The sequence below is a fragment of the Burkholderia sp. Nafp2/4-1b genome, from assembly GCF_003635165.1.
Classification (GTDB): Bacteria; Pseudomonadota; Gammaproteobacteria; order Burkholderiales; family Burkholderiaceae; genus Burkholderia.
This window is the reverse complement of record NZ_ML058606.1, coordinates 211,560-224,274: the sequence shown is the minus strand read 5'-3', so window position 1 is coordinate 224,274 and position 12,715 is coordinate 211,560. Positions and strand designations below refer to the sequence as shown.

Here is a 12,715-nt window from a genome sequence, read left to right as displayed (position 1 = left end):
CTCATCGAGGAACCCACTCCATGACGATTTCTCCCCTGCTGGTCAAGGCATCGCCTGAGCGCGAAATCTGCAACGTCACGCCGGAATCCGCCGGCTGGAAACATGTCGGCTTTCGTGCGCTGCGCCTGAAGGCGGGCGACACCGAAACGGTCGATACGGGTACGCGCGAGCTGTGCGTGGTCCTGCTCACGGGCACGGTGCGCGCCGAAGTCGACGGCGAGAACTACGATGCGCTCGGCAAGCGCGACAGCGTGTTCGAGGACGTGTCGCCGGACGCGCTGTACGTGCCGGGCGGCAAGACCGTCACGCTGGTCGCGACGCGCGACGCGGAAGTCGCGCTGTGCACGGCGCCGTACGTGAGCGGCGACAAGCGCGTGCAGCGCCTCGACGGCGAACGGATGCGCCGCGCGGTGCGCGGGCAAGGCACCAACACGCGCTACGTGTGCGACATCCTGATGGGCGACAACCCGGCCGCGGACCGGCTGCTGGTCGTCGAAGTGGTCACGCCCGCGAGCCATTCGAGCAGCTATCCGCCGCACAAGCACGATCGCGACGCGGCGCCCGACGAAACGTCGCTCGAGGAAACCTATTACCACCGGATCGATCCGCCGCAGGGTTTCGCGTTCCAGCGCGTGTACACGGACGATCGCAGCCTCGACGAAGCGTGCGCGATCGAGAACCACGACGTCGTGATGGTGCCGCGAGGCTATCACCCGGTGGTCGCGCCGCACGGCTACAACCTGTACTACCTGAACGTGATGGCCGGGCCGAGCCGCGCATGGGCGTTCAAGAACGACCCTGCGCACGAGTGGATGCTCGACGCGGCGCCGAAACGTTGAGGCATTGATGCGTTGATGCGCCGAGCGCTCGGCGGCCGGCGCGCGACGTCCAGCGTCCGACGTCCAGCGTCCGACGCTCACACGAACCGCACTTGCGACGACACGGAGCAGCCATGGCGACTACCTTCCCGCGCTTCGCACCCGCGCCCTCCGGCGACATCGCGTCGATTCCGACGCTGCCGCACTTCGATGCCGACGTCGCGCGCCGGCTCGGCGACATCGCGGTCAATCTCGCGTCGCGGCGCGGACTGCCGATCGCGGTCGGCATCGTCGGCGAAGCGGCACCGCTGTTCTACTGCGCACTCGACGGCAGCCGCGCGGCCGACAGCGACGCGATCCGCCGCCGGCAGAACACGGTGTTGCGCTTCGGTGTCAGTTCGCTCGAGGTCGGCGCGCGCTTTCGCCGCGCCGGCTGGTCGTTGCAGTCGCAGGGATTGTCGGACGCCGACTATGCGCTCGACGGCGGCGGCGTGCCGTTGCGGGTGGCCGGCGGCGCGATCGTCGGTGCGATGACGATCGCGGGGCTCGACGACGCACGCGATCACGCGCTCGTCGTCGAAAGCCTGCGCTGGCACGTCGGCGCGAACGCGCTCGCGATGATCGCGTAGCGGTGCGCGCCGGCGCGTGCTCAGTGCAGCCCGCCGCTCGCGACGAGGTGCTCGCCGGTCAGCCAGCGCGCGTCGTCCGACGCGAGGAACACGGCGACCGACGCGATGTCGTCCGGCTCGCCGAGGCGGCCGAGCGGCGTCTGGCTTTGCACCTGCTTGTCGAGATCCGAGCCGATGATGCCCGCGCTGTGCGTGCCTTCGGTCACGACCATCCCCGGGTTGATCGCGTTCACGCGAATCTTGCGCGGGCCGAGTTCGAGCGCGAGCACGCCGGTGATCGCGTCCACGGCGCCCTTGGTGCCGCTGTACACGGCACTCGCGGGCGGCGTGATGCTCGTCACGACCGAGCTGATGTTGATGATGCTCGCGCCTTCGCCGAGATGCTTGACGGCGGCCTGCGTCGTCAGCAGCACGCCGAACACGTTCGTGTCGAACTGGCGGCGATAGTGCTCTTCGGTGATCGCCTCGATCGGCGCGAATTCGTACACGCCGGAGTTGTTCACCAGCACGTCGAGACGGCCATAGGTGTCGATCGCGGTGTCGACGATGCGCTGCGCGTCCGCTGCCTTCGACACGTCGCCGCCCACCGCGACCGCCCGGCCGCCCGCTTCGACGATCGCACCGACGACCGCGTCGGCACCCGCCTTGCTGCTCGCGTAGTTGACGACGACCGCCGCGCCTTCGGCGGCGAGCGCCTTCGCGATCGCGGCGCCGATGCCCTTGGAACCGCCCGTGACGATCGCTACCTTGTTTGCCAGCTTGCTCATGATTGCATTCCTCAGTCGGAAGACTTCGATGGATGGGCGCCGGTTGCGCGTTGCGTTGCATTGCGTCTCGTCGCGCGCTGCACCGGCCTTGCTGGCAATCTTCGCGGTTCGCGCGGCCGCGATAAAGCGGCTCGACACGAATTGACTGGCGGGCTTTGCCGAACAATCGGCGAGGCGGACGTGCGCTCAACCGGCACTCAGCCATGCGCTGACGACGTCGCGCCCCAACTGCTCGCGCGCACCGTCGTAGACGATCCGCCCGCGCCCCATTACCGCGACGCGCTGCGCGACGCGCGGCGCGAGCTGCAGCCGCTGCTCGATCAGCAGGATCGCGACGCCGTCGGCCTGCAGCGCCGCGAGGCACGCACCGACCTCGTCGACCGCGAGCGGCGCGAGCCCTTCGGCCGGTTCGTCGACGATCAGCACGCGCGGGCCGCCCGCGAGCGCGCGCACCAGCGCGAGCACCTGCTGTTCGCCGCCCGACAGCCGCCCTGCTTTCACGTCGGCTCGCGCGGCGAGCAGCGGAAAGCGCGCGAACAGCCGGTCGAGCGCCGTGCGTTCGGCCGCGCCGCTGACGCCGCGCAGCCCGAGCCGCAGGTTGTCGCGCACGCTCAGCAGCGGAAACACGTCGCGGCTTTCGGCGACGTAAGCCACGCCGCACCGCGCGATCTCGAACGTGCGCGCGCCCACGCACTCGGCGCCGGCGATGCGCACCGAGCCCGCGGTGCGCACGAGCCCCATCACGGCCTTCGCGAGCGTCGAGCGGCCGGAACCGTTGCGGCCGAGCAGCGCGAGCGTCTCGCCCGGCGCCAGCGCGAGATCGACGCCGTCGAGCACGGGCTGCATCCCGTACCACGCGCGCAGACCGCGAATGTCGAGCAGCGCGCTCATGCGCCCTCGCCGAGATAGGCGGCGCGCACGGCCGGATCCGCGCGGATCGCGTCGGGCGCACCAGTCGCGACCACCGCGCCGCGCACCAGCACCGTGATGCGCTCGGCGAAACCGAACACCGCATCCATGTCGTGTTCGATCATCAGCACCGTGCGGCCCTGGGTCGTCGCGCGGATCAGCGCGATCATCCGCGCCGCCTGGTCGCGGTTCATGCCGGCCGTCGGCTCGTCGAGCAACAGCGTGCGTGCGCCGCTCGCGAGCGCGATGCCGAGATCGAGCGCGCGCTGTTCCGCATAGCCGAGTTCGCCGGCCAGTGCGTCGCGGCGCGCATCGAGGCCGATGTCGTGCAGCACGCGCGCGGCCGCGCGATCGACCGACGCCGACTCGCGCAGCCGGTTCCACCAGCGGCGCCGCTCGGCCGGCGCATGCAGCGCCGCGCAACGCAGGTTGTCGAACACGCTCAGTCGCGCGAACGCGCTCGTCTGCTGGAAACTGCGGCCGATGCCGAGCCGGCTCGCGACCACAGGCCCGCGTCCGCGCAGCTCGACGCCGTGCAGCACGACGCGCCCGCGCGTCGGCCGCATCGCGCCGGCGATCACGCCGAACAGCGTCGACTTGCCCGCGCCGTTCGGCCCGATCAGCGCGTGGCGCTCGCCGGCCGACACGCTCAGGTCGATACCGTCGAGCACCGTTTGTGCGCCGAAGCGCTGCACGATTCCGTGGAGCGCGATTGCATTGCCGTTCATCGTCCGCCTCCGTGCTTGTCGCGCCCGTGGTGCGCGAGCCGCGCGCGCCAGCTCCACAGCAGCGCGCCGATGCCGGCCGCCGAGCACGCGACGACCCATCCGGCCGGCGCATCGGCGTCGATCGCCCACGCGCCGAACGCGACGCCCGCGCCGTCGTCATGCGCGAAGCGCCACGCATAACCAAGCTCGGCCGCGCAGACGATCGCGACGCACCAGAACACGCACGCGCCGACGCCGCACAGCACGCACCAGCGCTCGGCGGACGGCGCGTCGCGGCGCAACGCGTGCGCGAGCGTCTGCGCGATGCCGGCGATGCCGCGCGGCGCAGCGACGACGACCGCGACGAACAGCACGCCGAGATACAGCGCCCACGCGCGCGACACACCCGCGACGACGACGCTCAGCGCGGTCAGCACCACCGCCCCGGCTGCCGGCCCGAAGAACGTGCCGGTGCCGCCGATCACCGCGGCGATCAGCACGGTCGCCGAACGCGCCATCGACACGCTGTCGGGCGTCGCGATCTCGACGTCGATCAGCGTCAGCGTGCCGGCAATGCCCGCGAAGAACGACGCGCAGGTGACCATCGCGAGCCGCACGTGGCGCGGCTCGGTGCCGAGCGCGGCGACGCGCGCGGGGTTGTCGCGCACCGCGTTCGCGAGCCGCGCGAGCGGCGTGCGCGTCAGCGCGTGCATCGCCAGCGCCGACACGACGCACCATGCGGCGATCACCGCGTAGGCCTGCGTCTGCGCGCCGAAATTCCAGCCGCCCAACGGCGTGCCGCTCGCGCGGTCGATCGGCACGCCGCCGAGACCGCCGAACCACGCGGGCACGCTCCACGCGGCGGCCGCGACGCATTCGCCGAGACCGAGCGTGATCATCGCGAACACGGTGCCCGCGCGGCGTGTCGCGAGCAGGCCGGCGACGAACCCGAAGCCCGCGCCGGCCACGCCGCCGACGAGCGGCAACAGCGGCAGCGGCCCGCCGAGATGATTGAACCAGTGTGCGGCGGCGAACGCGCCGAGGCCCGCGAACGCCGCATGGCCGAAAGACAGCAGCCCGGTCGTGCCGAGCTGCAGGTTGTACGACAGCGCGAGCACGACGAGCGCCGCCGTCTGCGCGAGATAGCCGAGCACCGCGCCATGCGGCCACAGCCATGCCGGCAGCGCGACGCACGCGGCGAACAGCCCCCAGCGCAGCGCGCCGGCCGACGCGCGGCTAGCCATCGACACGCTCGCCGAACAGCCCGCGCGGACGGGCGACCAGTACCGCGACGAGCAGCAGGTACGGAACCAGCGGCGCGAGTTGCGCGACCGACACGGCCGCGACGCTGTCGGGCAGCGCGACGCCCGCCCATTGCGCGAGATCGCGCAGCGACGTGTCGCTCGATGCGGCGAAGGTCTGTGCGAAGCCGACCGCGAGCGACGCGACGAACGCGCCGCCGAGCGACCCGAGCCCGCCGATCACGACGATCGCGAACACCACCGACCCGACCGTCTCGGCGAGCGCCGGTTCGATCACCGCGAGCGGCGCGCCGATCACGCCGGCCAGCGCCGCGAGCGCGGTGCCCGCGCCGAACAGCCCGGTCATCACGCGCGGCACGTCGTAGCCGAGCGCTTCGACCGCTGCGCGGTGCGTGAGCGCGGCGCGCACGACGAGCCCGATGCGCGACGCGCGCAGCAGCACGCCGAGCGCGACGAGCATCGCCGCGGACATCGTCATCATGAAGAGCCGGTAGCGCGGCAGCGCGAGGCCGAACACGGTCACGGGCGCGCCGTCGAACAGCGCCGGCACCGGTGCCGGCAGCGGCGCGAGGCCCCACAGGAGTTTCGCGCCCTCGCCGATCAGGTACGCGAGGCCGAAAGTCAGCAGCAGCTCGCTCGTGTGGCCGCCGCGCGCCTGCACGCGGCGCAGCAGAACACGCTCGCAACCGGCGCCGAGCAGCCCGACCGCGAGCGGCGCGAGCACGAGCGCGGGCCAGAACCCCGCGCGCGCCGCGATGCTGTAGCCCACATACGCGCCGAGCATGTAGAAGCTCGCATGCGCGAAGTTAAGCACGCCCTGCACGCTGAAGATCAGCGTGAGGCCGGCCGACAGCATGAACAGCAGCAACCCGTAGCTGAGGCCGTTGAACGCCTGGAGCGCGAACGCGTGCACCGCCACCGCCGCGGCCTGTCAGCCGGCGAGCGGCTCGAGCGCCGCGCGCAGCGCATCCGGCAGCGGCACCGGACGACGCGTGCCGCGATCGACGTACACGTGAACGAAATGGCCCTGCGCGGCAGGTGTGACTTCTCCGGCCGCGAACAGCCCGATCTCGTAGCGCACGCTCGACGTGCCGAGCTTCGCGACGCGCAGCCCCGCATCGACCGACTGCGGGAACACGAGCGGCGCGAAGTAGTTGCACTGCGTCTCCACCACGAGGCCGATCGTCTGCCCGTGCTCGACGTCCAGCACGCCCGCGCGGATCAGGTACTCGTTCACGACGGTGTCGAAGTAGCTGTAATAGACGACGTTGTTCACGTGCCCGTAGACGTCGTTGTCCATCCAGCGGGTCGTGATCGGCAGGAAGTGGCGATAGGCGTCGCGCGTACGCGGCTGCGGCTTGTCGGACATGGCGATGGCGGTCAGGAGGACGAAAAGGACGTCGAGGACGTAGAGGGCGAAGCAGACGAACCGCACGCTGCGCGGCCGCCGTACCGGACGGCACGCCGGCGAACGGCGCACGGCCGCGTCGCGACCGTGGGCGGCGCGGCGAATGACATGCGGGAAGCGGCGCGGCCCGTCACTGCCCCGGCCGGTCGACGAATTCGAAATCGAGGCCGCGCGCGCGCATCCAGTCGGCGAGCGCGACGCCCGTGCCGGCACGCCACGGGCGCAGCAGCGGCGGATCGACGAGCCGGTATTCGAGCAGTTCCGGCGACAGCGCGACGGTGCCCGACGCACGCACGTGATACGCGATGATCAGCTCGTTCTTGCGCATGAATTCATAGACGCCGACGAGCGTGACCTGCTCGGCCTTCAGCGCGGTTTCCTCGAACACCTCGCGCGCGATGCCGTCCTCGGGCGTCTCGCCGTTCTCGAGGAAGCCGGTGATCAGCGCGAACATCCCTTCCGGCCAGGCCGCGTTGCGCGCGAGCAGGATCTTGCCGTCGAGCTCGACGATCGCGGCCACCACCGGCAGCGGGTTGTTCCAGTGCACGTAGCCGCACGCGTCGTCCGGGCAGGCCTGGCGGACGCGGCCGCCCTCGTGTTCGGGATCGGCGCGCTCGGTCAGCGGACGCGCGCAGCGCGGGCAAAAACGGTAGTCGGCGGTGGTCATCGATGAGGATCTGGCGGGCGCCCGGCACCGGCCGGCTGGCCGCGTCGCGCGCCCGCTCGGCGCGGGAAAGGCTTCATTCTAGCGAGTTTGCCCGCGCCGCAGACGATCCGGCCCCGCTGATGTCAGGGTTGCGTGCGGGGTGCCGTGCGCCCGCGTGCGGCGGTCGCCGCGAAGCCGGCGGCCCCGACGAGCAAGGCGCCCGCCGCGACCCACAACGCCGGCGAGAACGACCCGAAGCGCGCGGTCAGCGGCGCCGCGACGAGCGGGCCCAGAATCTGCCCGACCCCGTACGACGCGGTCGCATAGCCCATCAATCCTGCTGCCCGCTCGCCATGCAGCCGGCGCGCCTCGCGCATCGCAAACAGCGTGATCGCCGTGAACGGCAGGCCGAGCAGCGCGCTGCCGGCCGAGAAACCGGCCGCGTTCGGCCAGACGATCCCCGCCGCGATCCCGAGCGCCTGCGTCGCGCAGCCGGCCGCGAGCAGCAGCCGGTTGTCCCAGCGGCCCGGCAGACGCGACGCGCCGATCGCGCCGACGATCAGCGCCGCACCGAACATCGGCCAGAACAGGTCCGGCCACGGCGAGCCGGTCGGCAGCGCGGCGCGCGCGATCACCGGCAGGAACGTCGCGGTGATGATGTAGCCGAACCCCGGCATCCCGTACAGCACGACGAGCCACGCGGCATCGGCGCGATGGTGGCGGGTGTCGTGCGAAGCCGCGGGCACGGCAGTCGCCGTATGCCGGGACGGTGCGGTCGTCGACGCGGCGGCTGGGGTTGGGGTTGGGGTTGGGGTTGGGGCTGGGGCTGGGGCTGGGGCTGGGGCTGATGCCGGTGCCGGTGCCGGTGCCGGTGCTGATGCTGATGCTGATGCTGATGCCGGGGCCCGTGCCGGAGGCGATGCCGATGCCGGCGCGCCGCCGAATGTGCGCCAGATCGCGACCGACAGCACCGCCGACAACGTCGCGAAGCCGAGCCAGCCGGGCGCCGCGCGATGGCCGGCCAGCGCGCTCCCGATCAGCCCCGTCAGCACGATGCCGACACCGGGCCCCGCGTAGATCACCCCGCTCCACTCGGGCGCGTGCAGCTCGGTGAGGCGCCGCAGCCCCCATTGCGACACGAACACGAACGTCCATGCGCTGACGACCCCCGCGACGAAGCGCACCACAAGCCACACGGACAGCAGATGGCCGACGCCCATCGCGGCGGTCAGCAGCACGGTGGCGGCCAGCCCGAAGCGCACCATCCGCGCGGGCGCGACGCGCACCGCCGCGCAGCTCACCGCGCCGACGAAATAGCCGGCGTAGTTCGCGGAAGCGAGCCAGCTGCCGGCCTTCAGGCCGATCGAGCCGTCGGCGAGCATCAGCGGCAGCAGCGGCGTGAACGCGAAGCGGCCGACGCCGAGCGCGACCGCCAGCCCGATCATGCAGGCGAGCGCGGCCGCGCGGGCGTGGCGATCGGTGTCATCGGACAAGCGGGCGCCGGCGACGGCGCCCGGAGCATCGGAACGGGACATGGCGGTATGGGCCGCGCGCGGTACGCGCGGGCCGGAACGATTCGGAATGTTTGTATCGTAGCTTGACTGAATATTCTCAAAAAATGAATAATCAAGAATCCACTTATCTCCCGGAGAGAATCATGGATCTGGCGGCGCTGGCGATTTTCCGGGCCGTCGTGCGCGAAAACGGCGTGACGCGCGCGGCGGCGAAGCTCAATCGCGTGCAGTCGAACGTGACGACGCGCATCAAGCAGCTCGAGGAGGAACTCGGCGCGGCGCTGTTCGTGCGCGACGGCCGTCGGCTCGTGCTGACGCCGGCCGGGCACACGCTCCTGCCGTACGCGGAGCGGCTGCTCGCGCTTGCCGACGAGGCGCGCGATGCGGTGCGCGAGGACACACCGCGCGGGCGGCTGCGGCTCGGCACGATGGAAAGCACGGCCGCGAGCCGGCTGCCGACCGTGCTCGCGCGCTATCACCATGCGTGGCCCGACGTGTCGCTGGAGCTCGTGACCGGCACGACCGGCTGGCTGATCGACAAGGTGCGCGACTTCGAGATCGACGCGGCGCTGTTCGCGCGCCCGCCCGCGCCGGACACGCTGCCCGACACGTTCGAGACGGTGCCGATCTACCGCGAGGAGCTGGTGCTGCTGACCCCGCGCGGCCATCCGCCGGTGCGCACGCCGCGCGACGTGATCCTGCCGACGCTGATCGCGTTCGAGCGTGGCTGTACGTACCGGAAGTACGTCGAGCAATGGTATGCGGCGTACGGGATGAAACCCGCGCGCGTGCTCGAGCTCGGCTCGTATCACGCGATCGTCGCGTGCGTCGCGGCGGGCGCCGGCATCGCGGTCGCACCGAGGTCGGTGCTCGACCTGCAGCCGGAAACAGGCAACGTCGCGGCCCACACGATCGCCGAACTCGAAGGAATCGACACGCTGCTCGCGTGGCGGCACGGTTACGCGTCGGCGGCGCTTGCCGCGCTGCGTGAAGCGCTTGGCGAGGCGGCGGAGAAATCGGGCGCTGCGGCGAAGGCCGTGGCGGTGCCCGTGTCGGCCTGAGTGACCCTGAGACGGCTTGAGTCGGCCTGAGTCGACAGCCCCGGGAGGCCGCCGGCGCCGATCCGCCATTCACGCCCGCAAAAACGAAACGACCCGACCGGCCACCGCCGATCGGGTCGTTTTTTACATGAGATGCGATCCGCTCAGCGCGACCGCACCTCATCAACCGTGACGATCAAAGACGCTCTTCGACCCAGCCCTTGACGCCAGCGAGCGCGCCCGGCAGGTTCGCCGGTTCCGTACCGCCTGCCTGTGCCATGTCCGGACGGCCGCCGCCCTTGCCGCCGACCTGCTGCGCGACGAAGTTCACGAGTTCGCCGGCCTTGACCTTCTTGCTCGCATCCGGCGTCACGCCGGCGATCAGGCTGACCTTGCCGCCTTCGACGGCCGCCAGCACGATCGCCGCGTTCTTCAGCTTGTCCTTCAGCTTGTCGACCGTTTCGCGCAGCGTCTTCGCGTCCGCACCGTCGAGCGTCGCGGCCAGCACGTACACGCCGCCGATTTCGATGGCCTGCTGCGCGAGCTCGTCGCCCTGGCTCGAGGCGAGTTTCGACTTCAGGGCGCCCAGTTCCTTCTCGAGCGACTTCACCTGCTCCTGCACCTGCGCGATCCGCTGCGTAAGCTCCGACGGCTGCGCCTTCAGCGCAGCGGCTGCTTCGTTCACGCGTGCGTCGAGCTCCTGCACGTAGCGCACCGCGTTGTCGCCGGTGATCGCCTCGACCCGGCGGATGCCGGCCGCGACGCCGCCTTCGACGACGATCTTGAACAGGCCGATGTCGCCGGTGCGATGCACGTGCGTACCGCCGCACAGCTCGCGCGAGAAGCCGAGGTCGAGCACGCGCACTTCGTCGCCGTACTTCTCGCCGAACAGCGCCATCGCGCCGCCCTTCACCGCTTCGTCGTACGGCATCACGCGCACGATGCCCGGCGCGTTGGCCAGAATTTCGTTGTTGACGATCTGCTCGACGCGACGGATTTCGTCGTCGGTCATCGGTGCGTTGTGCGCGAAGTCGAAACGGGTCTTCTCCGCGTCGACGAGCGAACCCTTCTGCTGCACGTGCGCGCCGAGCACTTCACGCAGCGCCTTGTGCATCAGGTGGGTGGCCGAGTGGTTGCGCTGCGTGCGCGCGCGACGATGCGCATCGATTTCCGCACGCAGCACGTCGCCGATCTTCAGCGTGCCCTGCTCCAGCGTGCCGTGATGGCCGATCACGTCGGCCTGCACCTTCAGCGTGTCGGCCACCGCGAAGCGCGTCGCGGCGTTCGCGAGCACGCCCTGGTCGCCGACCTGGCCGCCCGATTCCGCGTAGAACGGCGTGTGGTCGAGCACGACGACCGCATCCTGGCCGACCTTCACTTCGTTGACGGCCGAACCGTCGACGTACAGCGCGACGACCTTCGCGTCGTCGAACGCGATTTCCTCGTAGCCGTGGAACGTGGTTTTCGCGCCCGTGTATTCGAGGCCCTGCGCGGCCTTGAACTTGCCGGCCGCGCGCGCCTGCTCGCGCTGGCGCGCCATCGCGTCGTCGAATGCCGGCTCGTCGACCGTCATCCCGCGCTCGCGGCACACGTCGGCCGTCAGATCCAGCGGGAAGCCGTAGGTGTCGTGCAGCTTGAACGCGAGTTCGCCGTCGAGCACCTTGCCGCCCTTCGCTTCGACGTCGGCGAGCGCCGCTTCGAGGATCGACATCCCGTGCTCGATCGTCTCGAAGAAGCGTTCTTCTTCCTGGCGCAGCACATCGGTCACGCGCTGTTCGGCTTCCTTCAGCTCCGGGTAGGCTGCGCCCATCTCGGCGACGAGGTCGGCCACCAGCTTGTGGAAGAACGAACCCTTGCGGCCGAGCTTGTAGCCGTGGCGGATTGCGCGGCGCACGATCCGGCGCAGCACGTAGCCGCGGCCTTCGTTACCGGGAATCACGCCGTCGACGATCAGGAACGAGCACGCGCGGATGTGATCGGCGATCACCTTCAGCGAATTGTTCGTGAGGTCGCTGATCTCGGTCACGCGCGCGGCGGCCTTGATCAGGTTCTGGAACAGGTCGATCTCGTAGTTGCTGTGCACGTGCTGCAGCACCGCGGCGAGACGCTCGAGGCCCATGCCGGTGTCGACCGACTGCTTCGGCAGGCGCGTCATGTTGCCCTGCGCGTCGCGGTTGAACTGCATGAACACGAGGTTCCAGATCTCGATGTAGCGGTCGCCGTCTTCTTCAGGCGACCCCGGCGGCCCGCCCCACACGTCCGGGCCGTGGTCGTAGAAGATTTCGGTACACGGGCCGCACGGGCCGGTGTCGCCCATCGTCCAGAAGTTGTCCGACGCATAGCGCGCGCCCTTGTTGTCGCCGATCCGGATGATCCGCTCGGTCGGCACGCCGACTTCCTTCGCCCAGATGTCGTAGGCTTCGTCGTCTTCCTGGTAGACAGTCACCCACAGCTTTTCCTTCGGCAGCTGGTAGACGGTCGTCAGCAGCTCCCACGCGAAGCGGATCGCGTCGTGCTTGAAGTAGTCGCCGAACGAGAAATTGCCGAGCATCTCGAAGAACGTGTGGTGGCGCGCCGTGTAGCCGACGTTCTCGAGGTCGTTGTGCTTGCCGCCCGCGCGCACGCTGCGCTGCGCCGTCGTGGCGCGCGTGTACGGACGCGGGTCCGTGCCGAGGAACACGTCCTTGAACTGGACCATGCCCGAGTTCGTGAACATCAGCGTGGGGTCGTTACCGGGCACGAGGCTCGACGAGCGGACGATCGTGTGGCCCTTCGATTCGAAGAATTTGAGGAATTTCTCGCGGATTTCGGCAGCTTTCATGGCGTGCGGGGAATGTCTGGCTGAGACGGCTTCAAACGCCGGCCGTCCTCGCGGACGCACGGCGGGCAAATATCGTAAACGAACGATTATACGATACAGATCATCGGCCCAGCCGGCAGCGGCCCGCCGTGCCGGACGACCGGGCTGGGCCACCCGCGCGGCCGATTCGCCTTAAGATGCTCGGCATGCCAATC

Annotated in this window: 12 protein-coding genes; 3 read left to right on the top strand and 9 right to left on the bottom strand. The window is 70.3% G+C overall.

What is annotated here, in order from left to right; all coding sequences use genetic code 11:
• The first annotated feature begins 20 nt into the window (after positions 1-20).
• Complete coding sequence (gene iolB, locus C7H84_RS16985; protein WP_121859858.1) at positions 21-839, top strand: 5-deoxy-glucuronate isomerase; 819 nt, start codon at positions 21-23, stop codon at positions 837-839.
• Positions 840-952: 113 nt separating this feature from the next.
• Positions 953-1,447 carry a heme-degrading domain-containing protein gene (locus C7H84_RS16980; protein ID WP_121859857.1) on the top strand — a complete coding sequence of 165 codons (495 nt, stop codon included), beginning with the start codon at positions 953-955 and terminating at the stop codon, positions 1,445-1,447.
• A 20-nt stretch (positions 1,448-1,467) separates the two neighbouring features.
• Here the strand turns inward: C7H84_RS16980 and C7H84_RS16975 are convergent, their stop codons facing one another.
• From C7H84_RS16975 to C7H84_RS16940, 8 genes are all read right to left on the bottom strand, one after another.
• Positions 1,468-2,214, bottom strand: a complete 747-nt coding sequence (locus C7H84_RS16975; protein ID WP_121859984.1) for a glucose 1-dehydrogenase — start codon at positions 2,212-2,214, stop codon at positions 1,468-1,470.
• Between the two features lie 186 nt (positions 2,215-2,400).
• Positions 2,401-3,105, bottom strand: coding sequence for an ABC transporter ATP-binding protein (locus C7H84_RS16970; protein ID WP_121859856.1), 705 nt, complete (start codon positions 3,103-3,105; stop codon positions 2,401-2,403).
• A complete protein-coding gene (locus tag C7H84_RS16965) occupies positions 3,102-3,851 on the bottom strand; it encodes an ABC transporter ATP-binding protein (protein ID WP_121859855.1) in 750 nt (249 codons plus the stop codon). Before C7H84_RS16965 ends, C7H84_RS16970 begins: the two co-directional genes overlap by 4 nt.
• Positions 3,848-5,074: a branched-chain amino acid ABC transporter permease gene (locus C7H84_RS16960; RefSeq protein ID WP_121859854.1), complete on the bottom strand. Its 1,227-nt coding sequence runs from the start codon at positions 5,072-5,074 to the stop codon at positions 3,848-3,850. The genes C7H84_RS16965 and C7H84_RS16960 overlap by 4 nt, the downstream gene beginning before the upstream one ends.
• Positions 5,067-6,005 (bottom strand): branched-chain amino acid ABC transporter permease, encoded by a 939-nt coding sequence (locus tag C7H84_RS16955; RefSeq protein ID WP_121859983.1) that lies wholly within the window; start codon positions 6,003-6,005, stop codon positions 5,067-5,069. Before C7H84_RS16955 ends, C7H84_RS16960 begins: the two co-directional genes overlap by 8 nt.
• Before the next feature lie 18 nt (positions 6,006-6,023).
• Positions 6,024-6,461 carry a thioesterase family protein gene (locus C7H84_RS16950; RefSeq protein ID WP_121859982.1) on the bottom strand — a complete coding sequence of 146 codons (438 nt, stop codon included), beginning with the start codon at positions 6,459-6,461 and terminating at the stop codon, positions 6,024-6,026.
• 169 nt (positions 6,462-6,630) lie between these two features.
• Positions 6,631-7,167: an NUDIX domain-containing protein gene (locus C7H84_RS16945; RefSeq protein WP_121859853.1), complete on the bottom strand. Its 537-nt coding sequence runs from the start codon at positions 7,165-7,167 to the stop codon at positions 6,631-6,633.
• Between the two features lie 122 nt (positions 7,168-7,289).
• Positions 7,290-8,681 carry a YbfB/YjiJ family MFS transporter gene (locus tag C7H84_RS16940; protein WP_121859852.1) on the bottom strand — a complete coding sequence of 464 codons (1,392 nt, stop codon included), beginning with the start codon at positions 8,679-8,681 and terminating at the stop codon, positions 7,290-7,292.
• A gap of 122 nt (positions 8,682-8,803) precedes the next feature.
• Here C7H84_RS16940 and C7H84_RS16935 point away from each other — a divergent pair, with 122 nt between their 5' ends.
• A complete protein-coding gene (locus C7H84_RS16935; RefSeq protein WP_121859851.1) occupies positions 8,804-9,721 on the top strand; it encodes a LysR family transcriptional regulator in 918 nt (305 codons plus the stop codon).
• Positions 9,722-9,896: 175 nt separating this feature from the next.
• Here the strand turns inward: C7H84_RS16935 and alaS are convergent, their stop codons facing one another.
• A complete protein-coding gene (gene alaS / locus C7H84_RS16930) occupies positions 9,897-12,521 on the bottom strand; it encodes an alanine--tRNA ligase (RefSeq protein WP_121859981.1) in 2,625 nt (874 codons plus the stop codon).
• Positions 12,522-12,715 lie beyond the last annotated feature (194 nt).

Bases quoted from the DNA above. Each gene is read 5' to 3' on its own strand.
- C7H84_RS16970 (WP_121859856.1), bottom strand. From the start codon at position 3,105: ATGAGCGCGCTGCTCGACATTCGCGGTCTGCGCGCGTGGTACGGGATG.
- C7H84_RS16980 (WP_121859857.1), top strand. From the start codon at position 953: ATGGCGACTACCTTCCCGCGCTTCGCACCCGCGCCCTCCGGCGACATC.
- C7H84_RS16975 (WP_121859984.1), bottom strand. From the start codon at position 2,214: ATGAGCAAGCTGGCAAACAAGGTAGCGATCGTCACGGGCGGTTCCAAG.
- C7H84_RS16960 (WP_121859854.1), bottom strand. From the start codon at position 5,074: ATGGCTAGCCGCGCGTCGGCCGGCGCGCTGCGCTGGGGGCTGTTCGCC.
- C7H84_RS16945 (WP_121859853.1), bottom strand. From the start codon at position 7,167: ATGACCACCGCCGACTACCGTTTTTGCCCGCGCTGCGCGCGTCCGCTG.
- iolB (WP_121859858.1), top strand. From the start codon at position 21: ATGACGATTTCTCCCCTGCTGGTCAAGGCATCGCCTGAGCGCGAAATC.
- C7H84_RS16950 (WP_121859982.1), bottom strand. From the start codon at position 6,461: ATGTCCGACAAGCCGCAGCCGCGTACGCGCGACGCCTATCGCCACTTC.
- C7H84_RS16935 (WP_121859851.1), top strand. From the start codon at position 8,804: ATGGATCTGGCGGCGCTGGCGATTTTCCGGGCCGTCGTGCGCGAAAAC.
- C7H84_RS16965 (WP_121859855.1), bottom strand. From the start codon at position 3,851: ATGAACGGCAATGCAATCGCGCTCCACGGAATCGTGCAGCGCTTCGGC.
- alaS (WP_121859981.1), bottom strand. From the start codon at position 12,521: ATGAAAGCTGCCGAAATCCGCGAGAAATTCCTCAAATTCTTCGAATCG.
- C7H84_RS16940 (WP_121859852.1), bottom strand. From the start codon at position 8,681: ATGTCCCGTTCCGATGCTCCGGGCGCCGTCGCCGGCGCCCGCTTGTCC.